We start from the raw sequence: 19,260 nt of genomic DNA, 5'->3' as shown, positions 1-19,260 counted from the left end.
ACTGAGCGGAATGTGATGATCGTGTAAGGATGGAGAAATGACCACGGCTCATCGCTCAGGCATCGACCTCACCCACCTCGACAGCGACACCCGCGCGCAAGACGATCTGTTCGTCCATGTAAACGGGAAATGGCTCGCCGAATACGAGATTCCGGCGGACCGCGCCGTCGACGGCGCCTTCCGCACGCTGTACGACAAGGCTGAGGAAGACGTTCAGACCATCATCACCGAGGCCTCGCAGTCTTCACCGGAGGCCGGAACCGATGCGCAGCGCATCGGCGACCTGTACTCCAGTTTCATGGATGCCGACGCGATCGAAGCTGCCGGTCTTTCCCCGATCGACGACGAACTGGACGCCATCGCGGACGCTCCGGATCGCTCGTCCCTCGCTACGGTGATCGGACGTCATCAGCGGACCGGTGTGGGCGGGGCTATCTCCCACTACGTCGACACCGATGCCAAGAATTCCGAGCGCTATCTCATTCACTTCAGTCAAGCGGGCATCAGCCTGCCTGATGAGTCGTACTACCGCGAAGACAACTACGCCGAGATCCGCGAAAAGTTTGTCGCGCATGTCGAGAAGATGTTCAACCTTGCCGGCCTCGGCTACGAGGCGCAGCGTGTGTTCGATCTCGAGAAGAAGATCGCGGCAGGGCACTGGGATGTGGTGAAGCGTCGTGACGCCGAGCTGAGTTACAACTTGATGGGCTTCGAGGAACTGACCGAGCAGAATCCCGGATTGGATTGGGCTGCTTGGCTGTCCGGCCTGGGAACGACTTCCGAGAAGTTCGCGGAGATCGTTGTTCGCCAGCCCGATTTCCTGCATAACTTCACAGCACTGTGGGCGTCGGAAGATCTCGACGACTGGAAGGCCTGGGCTGCCTGGAAAGTCATCCATTCACGCGCCCCGTACTTGCATTCGTCATTGGTGGACGAGAACTTCGCGTTCTACGGCACCACCCTGTCCGGTACCGAAGAGAACCGTGAGCGCTGGAAGCGCGGAGTCGGCATGGTCCAGGATCTGCTCGGCGAGGCCGTCGGCAAGATCTACGTGGAGCGCCACTTCCCGGCCGAGGCCAAGGTTCGCATGCTGGAGTTGGTCGGCAATCTCCAGGAAGCCTACCGCCGCAACATCTCCGACCTCGAGTGGATGAGTCCCGATACCCGCAAGGCCGCACTGGCCAAGCTCGACAAGTTCACTCCCAAGATCGGCTACCCCGACAAGTGGCGCGACTACTCCGGCCTGGAGATTTCAGCGACCGATGTCGTCGGAAACTACCGCGCCGGATACGCCGCGGAATACGATCGCGACCTCGCCAAGTTGGGTGGTCCCGTCGACCGCGACGAGTGGTTCATGACCCCCCAGACCGTTAACGCGTACTACAACCCGGGAATGAACGAAATCGTTTTCCCCGCAGCGATTTTGCAGCCCCCGTTCTTCGACGCAGCCGCTGACGACGCCGCCAACTACGGCGGAATCGGTGCGGTCATCGGCCACGAGATCGGGCACGGTTTCGATGACCAGGGCGCCAAGTACGACGGCGACGGCAACATGGTCGACTGGTGGACCGACGACGATCGGACCGAATTCGGCAAGCGCACAAAGGCTTTGATCGAGCAATACAACGAGTTCGAGCCCAAGGAACTGCCGGGCCACACCGTCAACGGCGAGTTCACGATCGGTGAGAACATCGGCGATCTGGGCGGGCTCTCCATCGCTATCGCGGCGTACAAGATTGCAACCGAAGGCACCGAACCGCCCGTCATCGACGGCCTCACCGGTTTGCAGCGCGTGTTCTTCGGGTGGGCTCAGGTGTGGCGGACAAAGGCTCGTGAAGCCGAGGCATTGCGCCGGCTCGCCGTCGATCCGCATTCACCGCCGGAATTCCGCTGCAACGGCGTAGTCCGCAACCTCGACATCTTCCACGAGGAATTCGACGTCAAGCCAGGCGATGCACTGTATTTGGAGCCGGAAAAGCGCGTAAAGATCTGGTAGGGGGCAAGCCCCCTGTGCGCCTTTATTAACCGCGGGCGGTTAATAAAGGCGCACAGCAACCCTTTACGCTCCGTACACCGGCGTCGGGGTCTCGGCCTTCTCCAGCAGCGAAGCAATGACGGGTCCGATTTCCTTCGGATCCCAGCGATCGCCCTTGTCTTCGCTCGGTCCGTGACGCCATCCTTCGGCGACGGTGATCTTTCCGCCCTCGATCTCGAAGACGCGGCCCGTGACGTCCTTGGACTCGGCGCTACCGAGCCAGACGACGAGCGGTGAGACGTTCTCCGGCGCCATGGCGTCGAAGCCCTCTTCCGGAGCTGCCATCATCTCCGCCATAGCGCCACCGGCACCGACCGTCATGCGGGTACGCGCAGAAGGCGCGATCGCGTTGACGCTGACGCCGTAGTTCTTGAACTCGGCTGCTGCCTGGATGGTCATCTCGGCGATGCCGGCCTTGGCGGCGGCGTAGTTGCCCTGGCCGATGGAGCCCTGCAGGCCTGCGCCCGAGCTGGTGTTGATGATGCGGGCATCAATGACGTTGCCGGCCTTGGCCTGCGCGCGCCAGTAAGCGGCGGCATGGCGCAGGGGCGCGAAGTGGCCCTTGAGGTGAACGCGCGTGACGGCGTCCCATTCAGCTTCACTCATGCCGACGAGCATGCGGTCACGCAGGAAGCCTGCGTTGTTGACCAGCACGTCGAGGCGACCGAAGTTGTCGATGGCGGTCTTGATGAGGTTCTCGGCGCCGGCCCAGTCTGCGACGTCGTCGCCGTTGACGACAGCTTCGCCGCCGGCTGCGATGATCTCGGCAACAACCTGCTCGGCCGGGCTTTCACCGGTCGCGGAGCCGTCGGCACCCGCACCGATGTCGTTGACCACGACCTTGGCACCCTCGGCAGCAAATGCCAGTGCGTGCGCGCGTCCGATACCGCGGCCTGCCCCGGTGATGATGACTACGCGTCCGTCGACCAATCCACTCATTTTTATCTCCTATTGCACTCTGCTCGGGCTTGTCGGCTCCGCTTGTGTGCTAACTTACCAAGCAATCGCTTGGTTTGGTACACAGACGTAAGGAAACCCGATATGGGCATCAGCACCTCCTCCGACGGAACCGGCATCACCACGGTCACCATCGACTACGCGCCGGTCAACGCAATCCCGTCACAGGGATGGTTCGACCTGGCCGACGCGATCCTCGACGCGGGCAAGGACCTCAACACCCACGTCGTGATCCTGCGTGCCGAAGGCCGCGGATTCAACGCCGGCGTCGACATCAAGGAGATGCAGGCCACCGACGGTTACGACGCACTTGTTGCCGCCAACCGCGGTTGCGCTGCTGCATTTGCCGCGGTCTACGACTGCGCTGTTCCGGTCGTCGTGGCAGTCAACGGCTTCTGCGTCGGCGGCGGCATCGGCCTGGTCGGCAACGCTGACGTCATCGTCGCTTCCGACGACGCGATCTTCTCTCTCCCCGAGGTCGACCGCGGCGCACTCGGCGCAGCCACCCACCTCGCTCGCCTGGTACCGCAGCACATGATGCGCGCGCTGTACTACACGGCTCAGAGCGTCGACGCCCACACCCTCAAGCAGTTCGGCAGCGTCTACGACGTTGTCCCGCGCGAGAAGCTCGACGACTGTGCCCGCGAGATCGCATCCAAGATCGCTGCCAAGGACACGCGCATCATCCGTTGCGCCAAGGAAGCCATCAACGGCATCGACCCCGTCGACGTCAAGAGCAGCTACCGCCTCGAGCAGGGCTACACCTTCGAGCTCAACCTGCTCGGTGTATCCGACGAGCATCGCGACGAGTTCGTCGCAACCGGCAAGCCGCGTGAGAACGCAACCCAGAAGGAAGGCTGAGACATCATGGCTAGCAAGCGTGACAAGACAATGTCGCTCGACGAGGTTGTCGGCGAGCTCCGTAGTGGAATGACAATCGGATTGGGCGGCTGGGGATCTCGCCGCAAGCCGATGGCTTTCGTGCGCGCAATCCTGCGCTCGGACATCAAGGACCTGACCGTCGTCACGTACGGCGGACCGGACCTCGGCCTGCTGTGCTCGGCCGGCAAGGTCAAGAAGGCGTACTACGGCTTCGTGTCCCTGGACTCCGCTCCGTTTTACGATCCGTGGTTCGCCAAGGCTCGCACCAACGGTGAGATCGAATCCCGCGAAATGGACGAGGGCATGGTCAAGTGCGGCCTCGAAGCCGCCGCTGCCCGTCTCCCCTTCCTGCCGATCCGCGCAGGCCTGGGTTCCGACGTCCGCAACTTCTGGGGCGACGAGCTCAAGACCGTCACCTCCCCGTACCCCGAGGCCGACGGCCGCTCCGAGACGCTGATCGCGATGCCCGCGCTCAACCTCGACGCGTCGTTCGTTCACCTCAATCTCGGTGACAAGCACGGCAACGCCGCCTACAACGGCGTCGACCCGTACTTCGACGACCTGTACTGCATGGCAGCAGAGAAGCGTTACGTCTCCGTCGAGAAGATCGTCGAGACCGAGGAACTGGTCAAAACCGTTCCCCTGCAGAACCTTCTGCTCAACCGCATGATGGTCGACGGCGTCGTCGAGGCCCCGAACGGTGCTCACTTCACGCTGGCCGGCGAAAGCTACGGCCGCGACGAGAAGTTCCAGCGCCACTACGCCGAGGCAGCCAAGACCCCCGAGTCGTGGCAGGCATTTGTCGATACCTTCCTCTCCGGCAGCGAAGAGGACTACCAGGCAGCAGTGAAGAAGTTCGCAGAGGAGCAGGCGTCATGAGTGAATCAACCGTCACCCGCGCAGAGTACGTCGTCATCGCATGCGCCGAAATCTTTTCCGGTGCAGGCGAAATCATGGCCAGCCCGATGTCGACGTCGTCGACCATCGGTGCTCGCCTGGCTCGGTTGACCACCGAACCTGACCTTCTGATCACCGACGGTGAAGCCCTCATTTTCGAGGACACCCCGGGCGTCGGAGCGAAGGGCCCCATCGAAGGATGGATGCCTTTCCGCAAGGTGTTCGACGTGGTTGCTTCCGGTCGTCGCCACGTTGTCATGGGCGCCAACCAGCTCGATCGCCACGGCAACCAGAACCTCTCCGCTTTCGGCCCGCTTCAGCAGCCGTCGCGTCAGATGTTCGGTGTGCGCGGCGCGCCGGGTAACACGATCAACCACGCCACCAGCTACTTCGTCCCCAAGCACTCCAAGCGAGTGTTCGTGGACAAGGTCGACGTGGTGTGCGGTGTCGGCTACGACCAGATCGATCCCGAGAACCCGGCATACAAGTACCTCAACATCCCCCGCGTTGTCACCAACCTGGGCGTCTTCGACTTCGGTGGACCGGGAAACACGTTCCGCGCGTTGACCCTTCACCCCGGCGTCACGGCTGAAGAGGTTGCCGAGAACACGTCGTTCGAGGTTGCCGGACTCGCCGAGGCCGGCGTCACCCGCGAGCCCACCGTCGAGGAAATCCACCTCATTCGCGAGACCCTCGATCCGCGTAACCTGCGTGACCGTGAGGTCAGCGCGTGAGCACACCGGTCGAGCGGAGCGAGGGTAATGCAACACCGTCGATCAAGACTGCGCTGACCGAACTGGTCGGCGTCGACTACCCGATCGTTCAGACGGGCATGGGCTGGGTTTCCGGTCCCGCTCTCACGTCGGCGACGGCTAACGCAGGAGGACTCGGCATCCTCGCTTCGGCAACGATGACGTACGACGAGCTCGAGAACGCAATCAAGAAGACGAAGGTTCTCACGGACAAGCCGTTCGGTGTCAACATGCGCGCCGACGCCACGGACGCAAAAGAGCGCATCGACCTTCTGATCCGCGAAGGCGTCAAGGTTGCGTCATTTGCCTTGGCCCCCAAGAAGGATCTGATCTCCAGGCTCAAGGACAACGGCATTGTCGTCGTTCCCTCGATCGGTGCTGCGAAGCATGCGGTCAAGGTCGCTTCCTGGGGCGCGGACGCTGTCGTCGTCCAGGGCGGCGAAGGTGGCGGTCACACCGGCGGTGTGGCAACGACGCTTCTGCTCCCCTCGGTTCTCGACGCCGTTGACATCCCGGTTATCGCCGGTGGTGGCTTCTTCGACGGTCGCGGCCTCGCTGCGGCACTCGCGTACGGCGCTGCCGGCGTCGCCATGGGCACTCGCTTCCTGCTCACCAGCGATTCCTCGGTACCGGATTCCGTCAAGCAGGAATACCTCAAGCGCGGCCTGACGGATACCACCGTCTCGCGCAAGGTCGACGGCATGCCGCACCGCGTGCTCAACACCGAACTGGTGAACAGCCTCGAAGGTTCCAGCTACGCCCGTGGCCTGGTCGCCGCAGGCAAGAACGCCCTGAAGTTCAAGGCGATGACGGGCATGAAGTGGTCGACCCTCGCCAAGGACGGCCTCGCAATGAAGCGTTCCGGCGACCGCACCGTCATGCAGATCATCATGGCTGCCAACACCCCGATGCTGCTTAAAGCCGGTCTGGTGGAGGGCAATACCGAAGCCGGCGTGCTCGCTTCGGGCCAGGTTGTCGGCATGATCAACGACCTGCCCAGCTGCAAGGAACTGATCGAAAGCATCATGGAGGATGCGGCCAAGCGTATCGACGCGCTTACTGCACTTCGCTGATTCACCCATGTGGAAACACTGAGTGCGTCTCCCCTACTTGGGGAGGCGCACTCAGTGCGTTGACGGATCAACCCGAGTGTCTCAAGAGGTTACGACTGGTTGAGCCGCGTCATTCGTCGTCCGCATCGATACCGCGGTGATACCGGCGCCGACCACTGCGATGACAGCCGCACCGAGGAAGACTGCGGAGAATCCGTTGGTCAACTCGGTCAGGTCACCGAGCTGATCAGCGCCGAACACCGCTGCGATCGCAGTCATCACGGCCAGCCCGACGGCCGAGCCAACCTGGTAGCTGACATTGACTATGCCGGACGCCAATCCACCCTCTTCCGGGCGCGCCGCCGAAATCGCCGTTCCCAGTGAGGGAATGAACGCCAGCGTCATGCCCGCCGCTGCCACGAGCGACGCCGGCAGCACATCAACCCAGAAGTTGCCGGTAGGCCGGATCAACGACATCCACCCCAAACCGATTCCGAGTACCAGCAAACCTGCCACGATCATTGTCTTGGCACCGAACCGTTGCATGGCCCGCGGCGCGACAACGATCATGCCGAGCATGACAAATATTGTCATCGGCAGTAGTGCCGCACCGGCGGGGAAGGCACTGTATCCGAGCACTTGCTGCAGGTACAGGTTCAGGAAGAACCACATCGGGATCCAGGCTGCACCGAGGACCAACTGCGCGATGTTTGCGGCGGCAAGGTTGGGTGCCTTGAAGATTCCGAGCCGTACCAGTGGTTCCCGACGCTTGGACTGAATCAACACAAACGAAGCCAGCAGCGCGGCTGCGACGGCGAGCGTAAGCCACGTCTGCCCGGATCCCCAGCCGACGTCAGGTGCTCGAACGATGCCGAAGACTCCGACTGCGAGGCCTGCAGTGACCGCAAGAGCACCGAGGAAGTCGATCGATCCGGTGCGCGCCGGTGCGTTCGGCATCAGGAAGGGAGTGGCGATCAATGCGATGATCGCGATGGGGATGTTGAGATAGAAAACCCAAGGCCAGCTCGCATATTCGGTGATGACACCGCCGAGGAACACGCCGGCGGTACCGCCGGCCGGGGCTGCGGCACCATAGATGGACAGTGCTTTGGTCATCTCTTTTTGCGTGCTGCCGAACAGCATCATCAGCAAGGTGAGTGCCGACGGCGCGATCAGTGCAGCGCCGGCCCCTTGGACTGCGCGGCCGGCAAGTTCGACGGCGACATTACCGGCGGCACCGGCAACAACGGAACCGGCCAGCAAAACTATCCAGCCGGTGGAGAACACCCGGCGTGCGCCGAACAAATCGGAAAGGCGCCCACCGAGTAGGAGCAGCCCACCGAATGCGATGACGTAGGCATTGAACACCCACGTCAGGTTCTCTTGGGAGAAGCCGAGATCGCTCTGCATTTGAGGAAGAGCGACACCGATGATGGAGGTGTCCATGATGACCATGAACTGAGCGGCGGCGATCAACGCCAACGCCCACCACTTTCTCGTGGATTGTGCCGGTGTGGACATGTTGTTTGTTCCTTACCTGTACGGGGTAGAGGTGATGCGAGGTGAGCGGTGGCGACTACCCAGCGTGGCCGCTCCGTCACACGTCCAGATAGACGCGAAATATCTTGCCAGAAAGTAGGTTTCACATCTCATTGACCGGCGCCCGCCATGCGTGGACATCCGGTCTCCCCTGCCGGGGCCAGAGCGATTTCGCTCCTTCATTGGATACCATAGGGGGGTATGGTACAAATTGCAATGCGTTCGACACTTCGTACGCAACCCGACACCACACCGGCACTCGCAACTACGAAATGAGAACTCCATGAGCACCTCAACCGTCACCGTCTCCGGAATGACCTGCGGCCCCTGCGCCTCCTCGGTCCGAAAAGCTGTCGGCGGTATCGCCGGCGTCATCTCCGTCGATGTCGATCTGTCCACCGGTCAGGTCACCATCGACAGCAGCGACCCCATCGATGCGAATTCGATCAAAAATGCAGTCGAAGGAGCCGGTTTCCAGATGAACATCTAACTACACACGCCAACAACGCTTCTCGGCCGATCCCTGGAGATCGGCCGAGAACCCTCAACTAAGAAAGTGAAGGGCAGCATGCCATCGATAGCCAGGCGAACCTGGGCGATAGCGATGCATCCCACTGTTCGCGCAGCAGTGCTCTGCGCGGCTAGGTGCACGCTAATATCACTGCAGGACAACGGAAGACAAATGGAATCTACACACCGAGCCAGAAGTGAGAATCATTGCAATCCCACACCCTGACGGACGCAAAGACCCAACACCGCTCGTCCCCTTCGAGGGCTACCGGTATCTAGTTCGCGCGCATATCTCCGAAGAGAACGACCGTCATCAACTGCTGAACCTTACCCATGCCTTCAGGTTCGGGACCGAACCCGAGAATCCGTCCCACATCCGGGACTACGTTCAGAGCCGCATGAACAACGAATTCGGCTTCCACCATTGACAGTTCGGGCCGGACCTCACACAATAAGCCCGCCCACTGAGCGACGTACAGCTTCTGCCGGTTCCGCAGATCACTACGGTGGGCGGGCATCAAATTGTTCATCTCCGTGAAGTACACGGACATCAAATCATGCTGCGCAAACGAGAGGTTCACGTACATCGAGGACAACGCGTCGAGACCTTCATCAGCCGACCGCACGGAAGCCAGCACTGCTGCCGTCGCAAGGTCCAAGCGATCGGCTGCCCGGTAGAACACCGCGGCCAGGAGGTCAGCTTTGCTGGGAAAGTATCGATACATTCCCGACGCATTGAAGCCTGCTGCTACAGCAATGTCCTCGATACTGACCTCGTGATATCCCCGAGAATTGAAGAGCCTCACAGCTTCCTGCATGAGGAGTTCCCGCTTATTGGTTGTCGGAAGCTGTGGCGATGACAACTGATCAGGCAGCTCCACTGCCGAACCGAGGATGACACGATCGATCGAGAGACACGATTCGAGAAGGATTTTCTCGATTCCACGCTGAGACAAAGCCCGATTGTGCGCAGTGATACTGCCGATTGCGCTGAACATTGCCGCAACCACAATCTTTCTGTCCAGCAGAGTGATCCCAACTTCGTTCGCTGAGAGATGCATCCCGACCCGGCGGTTGGCTTCCCGCGTCTGATCTCGGATGACAGCCCGGTCCTCAGGGCCCAGGAACCTGCTTTCCCACCGATAGATTCCAGCGGTGCGCCGATTCCGAATCGTCGTTCGGAGCACGGCCAACAGATCAGCCCGCAACCGATCATGATCGGTTGCCACCGGGTCGACCTCAACCGAATCGAGAGCAATTTTCAGCGACTCCGTCAATGCCAGAGCCGAATGCAGAAACAGCGCATACTTGTTCGGAAAGTGCCGATACAGGGCGGAACCTGAAATCCCGACCGACGACGCGATATCGTCCACGCTTACTGCGTGATATCCACGTTCACTGAACGCGATTGCCGCAGCTGCCGCAATGTGTTCGCGACGATCCTTCGGCCGCTTCCGGACGACCCCCGGCCGAGGTTGAACGCTGACGCCCACCGGCGACGAGATGGATGACTCGCCCTGGTCCACCGTCTTCCCCGTTCTCCGATGCGGAACCGTCTGTGAGAATCAGCCTAAGCATAAATGGGAATCAGCGCACACGTTTTCCACCAGCTCACATCACTTGCGCACTGTTTTCGCAGATAGAGCGCGCACTGAAGGATTGCCGGCCCAAATTTCGTGGTGCATGTTGTTCGTCCGAAATCAGAATATCCGTTCACATAATGCTTGCCGCACACATATATGTGTGAGATGCTTCACTCGCAGTTAGCTCGACCGACAGCTCCCGGACAGTTCGATGCCCATGCTGAACAACGTTGACCTGCAAAGGAACCCATAGATGACGTACGAGTTCCCTGCGCCGAAAGGCCCGGTCAAGGACGTCGCGCTACAGGGTGGCTACCTCATCGGATTCTCGGTTCAGGCAGTGTTCGGCTTGTTCACTGCCATTGCACGCCGACGGCTCTCGTTGCACGAGACAATCACTCAGACATTGTTCATCGGCCGTGTCAGCACCGGTCCGTCATTACTCCTCATGATTCCGATCGGCGTCTTCATTGCCGTATCGGTTGGCGAACTCGCCGGCCGGATCGGCGCGGGCGGGTATTCCGGCGCGGTTGTCGCATTCATCATCGTCGGCCAGGCAGCTGCGCTCGTCTGTGCGTTGATGATGGCCGGCGTTGCGGGGTCCGCGATCTGCACAGACCTCGGTTCCCGGAAGATCCGCGAAGAAATCGATGCAATGGAAGTGATGGGCATCGACGTAATCGAGCGCCTGGTGGCTCCCAGATTAGTTGCTGCAGTAGTTGTTTCCCTCGCGTTGTGTTCGATGGTGACGTTTGGCGGCGTGATCGCCTGCTACCTCTACCATATTTACGTCCAGCACCTACCTGCCGGAACATTCATGGCCACGTTCAGTCAGTACGGGCGATTGTCCGACTTCGTCATGGCCCTCGTCAAAGCCTCGATCTTCGGCCTCACGTCGACGTTGGTCGCTACGTTCAAGGGCCTGCACGCCAAGGGTGGACCCCGCGGAGTGGCCGACGCGGTCAATGAAGCAGTTGTCATGGCATTTGCGCTGGTCTTCATCGCCAATACCGTGTTGTCCGCGCTCTATACGGTCATAGTTCCGGCCGTGGGTGAATTCTGATGCCCCTCGTCGATTTTCGAATTCGTGCACACCGAGCCGCCCGACCCGTCCGCAACGTCGGCGACAACCTCGTGTCGCTCGGTCAACACGTCACGTTCTACGTGCGTACCATCGCCTCAATTCCGTTTGCCCTCACCAAATACCGCAAGCATGTACTCGGACAGATCAGCGAGGTCAGCTTCGGAACCAATTCTCTACTGTCCGGCGGCGGGACCATCGGAATTGTCTTCGCCATGTCCCTGGCCGCGGCCATGATGCTCGGCGTCGAAACCCACCGCGGACTCGAACTTGTCGGAATGACATCTCTTTCAGGAATGCTGTCGGCGGTTGCCAATACACGCGAGTTGGCGCCCGTCGTCGTCGCAATTGCCTTGGCCGCCAAGGTCGGAACCGGATTCACAGCGCAAATCGGCGCCATGCGTATTTCCGACGAGATCGACGCACTCGACTCCATGGCCATCCGGTCCATTCCCTTTCTTGCCGGCACCCGCGTGATCGCCGCTATGATCTGTGTCATCCCGATCTACATGATCGGACTGCTCGCGAGTTACCTCTCCACCCGGCTGGTGGTGGTTTTCTTCAACGGCGCATCCGCCGGGACATACGACTACTTTTTCCATCTCGCGATTTCTCCGCAGGATCTGCTGTACTCGGGGTTGAAGGCAATCGTGTTCGCCGCCGTTGTCGCTCTTGTTCACTGCGCCTACGGGTTCTACGCCTCCGGCGGACCGGCGGGAGTCGGGCAGGCAGCCGGCCGGGCACTCCGTACCGCAATCCTTGCGATCGGAATTTTGGACGTACTGATGACCTTCGGCCTCTGGGGCCTCGTTCCCGAAATACCGGGAATGGGGGTCTGACGGCATGGACAAACTCACGACCAGAAACAAACTCGTCTACGCACTCCGTGGCGCGCTCGCAATCGCGCTCGCAATCGCTGCGTCCGTCACCATGGTTCTACGCGGCTCCGGTACCCTCGAGCAGACCACCGACGTCTTTGTCTCCGTTCCCGCAACTGCCGGACTGATCAGCGGCGAAGCTCCCGTGAGATATCACGGGGTCAACATCGGCAGGATCGGTGAAATACATTCCGGTACAACTGAATCAGTAGTGCAGTTGCAGATCGATGAAGCAAACGCATCGGAGATCCCCGCCGACGTCTTTGCGCGGGTAGTCCCCCGGACGTTCTTCGGAGACATCTACATGCAGTTGGTCGACAGCCCGACCCCTTCCGGGACTGCAACGCTGACAAGTGGTGACCAGATACTCCTGGACAGTGGCCCCGAAGCTGTTGCGCTGTACGACGTGTACACCAAGCTCGTCGGATTACTCACAGCGATGCAACCCGAAAAGCTACACACTGCCCTCACAGCACTCAGCCAAGCGCTGGACGGCAAGGGCGAGAACATCGCCGCGATGATCGACGATCTCAGTGAGGCATCAGTGGTTCTGACCCCGGCCGCACAGCAATTCCTCGATTCGACACCGGAATTCAAATCCGTCGTTGATGCGCTCAATCGCGCTACGCCCGACATCCTCGACACTTTGGCGTCGGCAACGTCCGTCTCGAATTCCCTGGTGGAAAACAAGACCGACCTCGAGACATCGATCGGTGCGTCAACGGTCTTCGCCGCAACGGTCAACAACTTCGTTGCCGAGAACAATCGAAACATCATCACGGTGTTGGACAGTGCTGGAAAGATTCTCGCGACGACGGCAGCCAATCCCGACGGCCTACGTTCCACTCTCGCCAATGCCGGAGCCTTCGGCGCGGCCGGTGCCCGCGTCTTCTCGACCGGAAAGTTCAACATCACCGCCGTTCCCACATTCGCGGATCCACTGCCCTACACGGCCGAAGATTGCCCGCAGTACGGAACTGAGCGCGGCGCAAAATGTTTCGGCTCCAACCAGGAAGCTTCCCTTGCATCGGCCAATCTCCCCGTGGTCGGCGGCCGCGACGAAGCATCCGCGCTCGGATACCTCGAGGATCAACTTCTCGGCAGAGCACCCGGTCCATCGGCCTCCCCCAACGTTGCCACCACGTTGATGCTCGGGCCCTTGGTCAGAGGTAGCGAGGTGACTGTTCCGTGAAAGTTCTACCGTCCCAGGTGGTTCGCCTGGCCGTCTATTGCACTGCCGGGCTCGCTTGCGCGTCATTCGTCGCGAATACCCTCTCAGTTCCGGTTCGTGGAAGCACCGAAACGTATAAGTTCGAGTTCTCCGACGTCGAGGGCCTCAACCCGGGAAATCCCGTGACACTGTCCGGAGTACGAATCGGGCGCGTCGACGCCGTCGAATTTGCCGACAACGGAGGCGGAACCAGCAAGGCGATAGTCGACGTCGAGATCGAATCACAGTACTCCCTGGCTGAGGACGTACATGCTGCCGTTCGCTACGGAGACATGCTCGGTGCCCGCTACCTCGCGCTGACCCAGAACCCCGGAACCGGTTCGAGCGTTGAGCCCGGCGGAACCGTCCCACTGTCTCAAACCACCCCGCCCATCAATCTAACGGCGTTGATGAACGGATTCAAACCGCTGTTCGCTGCACTGGAAACCAACGAGGTCAATAGTCTGACACGCAGTTTCGTCGAAACGTTCAACGGGCAGGGCGGGGCGCTGACCACACTGCTCGATCAGATCGCCTCCCTGAGTTCCGGACTGACAGAGCGCAAGGACGTGTTCGCTCAACTGCTCACGAATCTGAACACGCTGCTGACATCCGTCGACAATCGGCAACCGGAGTTGATCGGCCTCCTCGATGGATTGAGCCAACTCAGCACATCTGTTGTCGGCGAAAACGATCAACTTGCGACGCTCCTCGATCAGGGAAACAGCACCGTTGCGTCACTGGCCCACATCATCTCCAGCACAAACGACACGTTCGGCACGGCAGTGCAGCAACTCGAAAGTGTCACGGCCAGTTGGATAGCCAGTACCGACGAGTTCAACCGATTGGTGACAAATCTTCCCAAGTTTGCCGATGCTGCCAATCGCATCGGCAGTTACGGAAGCTTCGTCAGCCTGTACCTGTGCAATTTCACCTTGAAAGCAGGAGACGTGGAAGCCAACATTTTCGGTACAACACATTCGCCGGTGTGCTCATGATGTTCCTGGCCAAAGGCGACCGTCGGCGCAGCGGGGACAGCACAGCGTTGACGCTGGGCAGCATCGGAATCTTCCTCATTGTTGTGGGACTCGCTACTGCGCTGGGAATTCCGAAGTTTTGGTACAACGTCCGCACATCCGCATTCACTGCAGAATTTGCCAACGCCAGTGGACTGTCGGACACCGATCCAGTCTACGTAGCCGGCGTACCGGCTGGGCGTGTCGATTCAATCGTGCTTGCAGGTGACCATGTGGTCGTCAGCTTCCGCCTGGACAAGGACCAGCCGCTGGGCAATCAGACCACCGCGTCGGTCCGGCTCAAAACTGTTCTGGGCAAGCGATACCTCGATATAGTTCCGTCGGGCATCATCGATGCGTCTGACGGAAACGTCATACCCCGCTCTCGAACTACTGCCCCTTACAGCCTCGATGATGTCAGCAATGATGCCACCGACATAGCAGCAAACGTCGACCTGAAGTCCATGGAATCGATGATGAACACTCTGGCACAGGTAATTCCGACTGATCCCGACCAAGTCGGCAGAACCCTCGCCGGGATCAGCGGCGCATCCGCAGCCTTCGCCCAAAACGGTGAGCAGATCGACCAGATCCTCACTATGTCCCGCAGATTGTCGGACATGGCTGTGCAACAGAGTGATTCGATCGTCAATACCGCAGCCAATGCACAAACCATCATCCGCACGCTCTCCGTCCGCAAGCAAGCACTGACACAACTCGTGGACAACCTCACAGTGATCATCTCCAAACTCTCGTCCACGCTGGTCGATCATCGCGAGGAATTCGGGGCGATGACGGACAACCTCGTCCAGGTCACCGCAACACTGAAGAACAACGCAGATCAGATCGACTTACTGATGGCGCGCCTGCCGTCTGCACTGCGCTCGGTTACCAATGCCACAGGCACCGGCAACTGGACCGACGTCAACGCTCCGGCAGCTGTCATTCCCGACAACTTGCTCTGCGCACTGGGCATCATGGAGGGCTGCAAGTGAATACACGAAAGGCTGTCACCGCACTCCTCGTGGTGGCGCTCGCGATCGCTCTCCCTGGTTGGTACATCTTCGGACGCACCGATCAGTCCAAGACCGTCTATGCCGACTTCAGCTACGTCGGTGGCATCTTCGAGGGCAGCAAGGTTACCGTCTTGGGCGTCGGAGTGGGAACAGTTACTTCGCTTGAACCTCGGGGAACGTCGGTTCGAGTTGCCCTGTCCATGCCGAAATCCGTCGAACTACCGTCGAATGCTTCTGCCTACGTTCTCAATCCGTCGGTAATCAGCGACCGTCATGTCGAACTCGGCCCAGCCTATACCGGGGGCGCCACGCTGGAAGACGGCGCGATCATTCCGATCGAGCGCGCTCATGCCCCCATCGACTTCGACGGACTGATGGGCAGCGTCAGCACTTTGGCAAGTGCCTTCGGTTCCGACGGCGGAAATCTCGGGCAATTGGTGGCAAGCAGTGCGACCGGTTGGAAAGGTCAGGGCGATCAGTTCAACACTGCCATCCGCAATCTCAGTACCGCCACCGGAGTTGTCGGTGCCCGGTCCGAAGACATCGGCGCACTCGTCGACAACCTGAACTCGTTGATGGGAGCGTTGGATTCACGGCAAGTCAGCCTCGACGACCTGGTGAGCGGTCTCGGAGAGTTGGGCGATCAGTGGTCGAGCCAGAACATGGACATCTCCGAGCCTCTTCAGGATCTGCAGGTCGTGTTCGATCAGCTGAATACCTTCATGACCGACCATGGCGACGACGTCGGCACCATCGCGGACAATGTTCGGATCCTGGGTGATACCCTCGCCGCCGAACAACCCGGCCTCGCAGAGTTCATGGACCTCGTTCCCCTGATGATGCAGAATCTCTCGAATACCATCGGTCCGGACGGGCGCGGACGCATTCGTCTCAACGTCTCGACGGCCCTCACGCAGTTCGCCGTCGCCGAGTCGCTGTGCGAGACATACAAGTTGCCGATCTGCACGGGCGCCGGATTCACGAATCCGATTTCCTTCCCGCTCAGTGCATCCGACCCACTGGGCCTCGCTTCGACACTGGGCGGCAACTGATGAAACTGCCGGTTCGAATGGTGTCCGGTGTCGTTGCAGTCGGTGTCGGTGTCGCCGCGCTCATGGCATTCGGCGGCTGTACCGCCGGGATTCAGGACCTTCCGCTGGGACGGTCGGCCGACGGCGACGCCTACACCGTGGACGTACAACTCGCGGGTGCCGACGGTCTGGTTCTGGGAGCCGACGTCCGGAGCGGGCAGAAGGTAATCGGACGGGTGTCGGAGCTGTCCACCGACGTCGCCGGAGCCAGGGTCACGCTGAGTTTGGATACCGCGACGCAGTTGCCGGACAACGTCGAAGCCGCAGTCGAACTCCCTTCGGGACTGGGCAACCCGTTCATTCGGCTTCGAGTCCCGGAGACGCCGTCGAGCACAAGGTTGAGCGACGGTCAGACGATCCCCGAGTCTCGCACCGAGATTGGACCGCAGGTCGAGAGTGCACTCGCCACACTCGGCACCGTGATCACCGGCAGCGGTATCGACCAACTCGATACCGTTGTACGCGAACTGAACATCGCCTTCTCCGGCAAGTCAGCGGAAGTGCGCTCGCTCACCGACACTCTCACCTCGTTGACGGCTACGGCAAGTACCCATCAGGACGAGTTCAACGAAGCCGTCGACCTCGCTGCGCGGGTTTCGTCTCAGATGGCAGGGCAGCGAGAAGTCATCGACAACTACTTGGATTCCGTGCCTGAGGTCGTCTCGATACTCGTGGGGCAGAAGGACCAGATTTCGAATCTGTTGAACTCGACCGCCCAGCTTGCCACCAATGCCAACAGGATTCTCGACTCGTCTCCGCAAGGACTCGACAGCACATTTCGAGATGCGGCTACGGTTGTGAGAACACTGGATTCGTTCAACTCCGAAATCGGTACGACACTGACCAACATGAACGGGATGCTCGAAAATTTCACGCGGTCGGTCCGCGGTGACTACCTGGTTTTCGACGGCGCGCTCGATATTCCGGGAAGCATCGACAAACTCCTGACCGGTGGCATCGTGGGGCACGATGCCAGCACGGGTCCGGTCGGAACTCTCACTGATCTGCTCCAGGGAGGCATCCGATGAAACGACTCGCTCTCGTCCAACTCGTCTTGTTCGCTCTCACCGCTATCGTGGTGATCCCTTTCGGCATCGTCTACGTTGTGGGCCCACAGGGACTGGGCGATCATATCCGCCTGCACGCCAACATGTCCGACGCTTTCGGGCTGACCAAGGGAACCGGCGTCACGTATCGCGGCATCCAGGTGGGAAAGGTCAGTGACGTCGCGCTCGCTCCCAGTACGCGCTCAGCTCGTATCGAGCTTTCGTTGGGCAGCGACACCGAGATACCCAGCGACAGCATCGCCAAAGTGACAATGGGAAGTGCCGCCGGAATCCAGAACGTCGACATCTATCCACAGACCGATCACGGACCGTATCTCGAAGACGGCGACGAGATTCCCATGCCGGCGGATCAGCAACCAGTCCAGATGAGTCAGTTGATGCTTCAGGCGTCAAACGTACTCGAGGGAATCGACCCACAGGCGATCAGTGATATCGGAACTGAATTGGGCAACTCGTTCAACGGACTCGGCCCCAGCCTGCGCACCATGATCGACAACGGTGGAACACTCTCCGCACAGTTGAACGATCAGTCCACCGAATTGGCGGCACTGCTCTCGCGCACCTCCACCCTGGCGGATTCCATGGCGGGGCAATCGGATTCGTTTGTTCGCGGAATGTCAGCTGCCAAGAATTTCACCCAGCAACTCGATTCCAACGCCCCGGTGCTGATCTACCTCACCGATCACTCACCAGCAGCCCTCACTAGCGCCCAGCAACTCTTCGACAAGTACCACAACACCTTTGGTTCGGTGTTGACCAACGTCGTCAGCGTCGCACCGATCATCTCCGATCGAACCGACGCTCTCGAAACCGGCCTTGTGACCTTCCCGGAAGGCCTCGCCAAGCTGGCATCAATAGTCAACGGAGATCGCGCCGACTTTGCGTTGGTCGCGACGCAGGGCCCCGTCTGCAATTACGACACTCCGAGGCGCGAGGTCGGCGATCTCAGGCCCACCAGTCCGAATCTCGCAATGTACTGTCCGCCAGACAATGATCTGGTCCAACGCGGAGCGCAGAATGCACCACGGCCCGACAACTTGGGATTGCAGAACTCGACCATCCCCGGCACCCCGATCGGACCGCCGATCGTGCCCGATCCGATTCTGATTCCGACCGGTGTCGACGCGCTGAACTACTGGAGAATGATGTTGGAAGGACTGGGAAATGGGCCCCGTTGATACTACACAGATCGAGATCGTCGACATCAAGGCTACCGAGAAGCCACGCCGACCGTCCTTCCTGACTGCGATCCTGGCAATCGGGCTCGTCGGAGCCCTCGCGGCCCTGGCGTTTCAGATATTCTCGGCTCGCGCCGAAAGCTCATTGCGAACCGAAGCAATGGATACCGCACGTGAGTACTCGATCATTATGTCCTCCTTCGACTATCAGAATCTGGACGCCAACAAGGACACGATTGCGTCCATGTCCACGGAGGCGTTTGCCGGCACCTACAAGACGATGGTGGACTCACTTCGCGACGTCGTTGCCGGCGGCCAGGGTCAGGCGACCGCAACAGCGACAAACGTCGGCATCGAAAGCGTCGACTCGGATTCAGCAACAGTTCTCGTGTTCGTCGACCAAGAAGCCAAGAATGTTGCTACGCCGCAGGGAAACTCCCAGAAGTATCGAATGGTCCTCAGTCTTGTCCGCTCGGATAACCAGTGGCTTGTGGACAACGTCGTAACCAAATAGCC

18 protein-coding genes are annotated in these 19,260 nt (G+C 60.2%); 15 read left to right on the top strand and 3 right to left on the bottom strand.

Going from position 1 to position 19,260, the window contains the following annotated elements; genetic code table 11:
- Positions 1 to 37: 37 nt before the first annotated feature.
- The gene (locus MTX36_RS00455; RefSeq protein ID WP_243617809.1) at positions 38 to 1,996 is read left to right on the top strand and encodes a M13 family metallopeptidase; all 1,959 of its coding nucleotides are present in this window, start codon (positions 38 to 40) and stop codon (positions 1,994 to 1,996) included.
- Between the two features lie 63 nt (positions 1,997 to 2,059).
- Here MTX36_RS00455 and MTX36_RS00450 read toward each other — a convergent pair whose 3' ends face one another.
- Positions 2,060 to 2,974, bottom strand: a complete 915-nt coding sequence (locus MTX36_RS00450; RefSeq protein ID WP_243617808.1) for an SDR family oxidoreductase — start codon at positions 2,972 to 2,974, stop codon at positions 2,060 to 2,062.
- Positions 2,975 to 3,076: 102 nt separating this feature from the next.
- On the opposite strand from MTX36_RS00450, the gene echA20 reads away from it, so the two are divergent.
- From echA20 to MTX36_RS00430, 4 genes are read left to right on the top strand one after another with little or no spacing between them, the layout of a single operon-like run.
- Entirely contained in the window at positions 3,077 to 3,853 is a 777-nt protein-coding gene (echA20, locus tag MTX36_RS00445; protein ID WP_243617807.1) for a (7aS)-7a-methyl-1,5-dioxo-2,3,5,6,7,7a-hexahydro-1H-indene-carboxyl-CoA hydrolase, read from the top strand.
- Positions 3,854 to 3,859: 6 nt separating this feature from the next.
- Positions 3,860 to 4,753 carry a cholesterol ring-cleaving hydrolase subunit IpdA gene (gene ipdA / locus MTX36_RS00440; protein WP_094270028.1) on the top strand — a complete coding sequence of 298 codons (894 nt, stop codon included), beginning with the start codon at positions 3,860 to 3,862 and terminating at the stop codon, positions 4,751 to 4,753.
- Positions 4,750 to 5,505, top strand: a complete 756-nt coding sequence (locus MTX36_RS00435; RefSeq protein ID WP_094270029.1) for a CoA-transferase subunit beta — start codon at positions 4,750 to 4,752, stop codon at positions 5,503 to 5,505. Before ipdA ends, MTX36_RS00435 begins: the two co-directional genes overlap by 4 nt.
- Complete coding sequence (locus tag MTX36_RS00430) at positions 5,502 to 6,596, top strand: nitronate monooxygenase family protein (RefSeq protein WP_243617806.1); 1,095 nt, start codon at positions 5,502 to 5,504, stop codon at positions 6,594 to 6,596. The genes MTX36_RS00435 and MTX36_RS00430 overlap by 4 nt, the downstream gene beginning before the upstream one ends.
- 81 nt (positions 6,597 to 6,677) lie before the next feature.
- Here the strand turns inward: MTX36_RS00430 and MTX36_RS00425 are convergent, their stop codons facing one another.
- Complete coding sequence (locus tag MTX36_RS00425; protein WP_243617805.1) at positions 6,678 to 8,096, bottom strand: MFS transporter; 1,419 nt, start codon at positions 8,094 to 8,096, stop codon at positions 6,678 to 6,680.
- A 301-nt stretch (positions 8,097 to 8,397) separates the two neighbouring features.
- Here MTX36_RS00425 and MTX36_RS00420 point away from each other — a divergent pair, with 301 nt between their 5' ends.
- Positions 8,398 to 8,604 (top strand): heavy-metal-associated domain-containing protein, encoded by a 207-nt coding sequence (locus MTX36_RS00420; RefSeq protein ID WP_243617804.1) that lies wholly within the window; start codon positions 8,398 to 8,400, stop codon positions 8,602 to 8,604.
- Between the two features lie 295 nt (positions 8,605 to 8,899).
- On the opposite strand, the gene MTX36_RS30145 is transcribed toward MTX36_RS00420, so the two are convergent.
- Positions 8,900 to 10,150, bottom strand: a complete 1,251-nt coding sequence (locus MTX36_RS30145) for a TetR/AcrR family transcriptional regulator (RefSeq protein WP_243617803.1) — start codon at positions 10,148 to 10,150, stop codon at positions 8,900 to 8,902.
- Positions 10,151 to 10,460: 310 nt separating this feature from the next.
- Between MTX36_RS30145 and MTX36_RS00410 the strand changes: the two genes are divergently transcribed.
- From MTX36_RS00410 to MTX36_RS00370, 9 genes are read left to right on the top strand one after another with little or no spacing between them, the layout of a single operon-like run.
- Complete coding sequence (locus MTX36_RS00410; RefSeq protein WP_243617802.1) at positions 10,461 to 11,270, top strand: ABC transporter permease; 810 nt, start codon at positions 10,461 to 10,463, stop codon at positions 11,268 to 11,270.
- Positions 11,270 to 12,127 carry an ABC transporter permease gene (locus tag MTX36_RS00405; RefSeq protein WP_243617801.1) on the top strand — a complete coding sequence of 286 codons (858 nt, stop codon included), beginning with the start codon at positions 11,270 to 11,272 and terminating at the stop codon, positions 12,125 to 12,127. Before MTX36_RS00410 ends, MTX36_RS00405 begins: the two co-directional genes overlap by 1 nt.
- Before the next feature lie 4 nt (positions 12,128 to 12,131).
- Positions 12,132 to 13,358, top strand: a complete 1,227-nt coding sequence (locus MTX36_RS00400; protein ID WP_243617800.1) for an MCE family protein — start codon at positions 12,132 to 12,134, stop codon at positions 13,356 to 13,358.
- The gene (locus tag MTX36_RS00395; RefSeq protein ID WP_243617799.1) at positions 13,355 to 14,374 is read left to right on the top strand and encodes an MCE family protein; all 1,020 of its coding nucleotides are present in this window, start codon (positions 13,355 to 13,357) and stop codon (positions 14,372 to 14,374) included. The genes MTX36_RS00400 and MTX36_RS00395 overlap by 4 nt, the downstream gene beginning before the upstream one ends.
- Positions 14,371 to 15,387, top strand: a complete 1,017-nt coding sequence (locus MTX36_RS00390) for an MCE family protein (protein WP_243618217.1) — start codon at positions 14,371 to 14,373, stop codon at positions 15,385 to 15,387. Before MTX36_RS00395 ends, MTX36_RS00390 begins: the two co-directional genes overlap by 4 nt.
- Positions 15,384 to 16,460, top strand: a complete 1,077-nt coding sequence (locus tag MTX36_RS00385) for an MCE family protein (RefSeq protein ID WP_243617798.1) — start codon at positions 15,384 to 15,386, stop codon at positions 16,458 to 16,460. Before MTX36_RS00390 ends, MTX36_RS00385 begins: the two co-directional genes overlap by 4 nt.
- Positions 16,460 to 17,527, top strand: a complete 1,068-nt coding sequence (locus tag MTX36_RS00380) for an MCE family protein (RefSeq protein ID WP_243617797.1) — start codon at positions 16,460 to 16,462, stop codon at positions 17,525 to 17,527. Before MTX36_RS00385 ends, MTX36_RS00380 begins: the two co-directional genes overlap by 1 nt.
- Positions 17,524 to 18,744, top strand: a complete 1,221-nt coding sequence (locus MTX36_RS00375) for an MlaD family protein (RefSeq protein ID WP_243617796.1) — start codon at positions 17,524 to 17,526, stop codon at positions 18,742 to 18,744. Before MTX36_RS00380 ends, MTX36_RS00375 begins: the two co-directional genes overlap by 4 nt.
- Positions 18,731 to 19,258, top strand: a complete 528-nt coding sequence (locus tag MTX36_RS00370; RefSeq protein ID WP_243617795.1) for a mce associated protein mas1a — start codon at positions 18,731 to 18,733, stop codon at positions 19,256 to 19,258. The genes MTX36_RS00375 and MTX36_RS00370 overlap by 14 nt, the downstream gene beginning before the upstream one ends.
- Positions 19,259 to 19,260: the final 2 nt, after the last annotated feature.

This window comes from Rhodococcus sp. ARC_M6 (genome assembly GCF_022810305.1).
GTDB lineage: Bacteria > Actinomycetota > Actinomycetes > Mycobacteriales > Mycobacteriaceae > Rhodococcus_F.
Note: the sequence above shows the minus strand (reverse complement) of the source record. Positions and strands in the feature narration are given on the sequence as shown.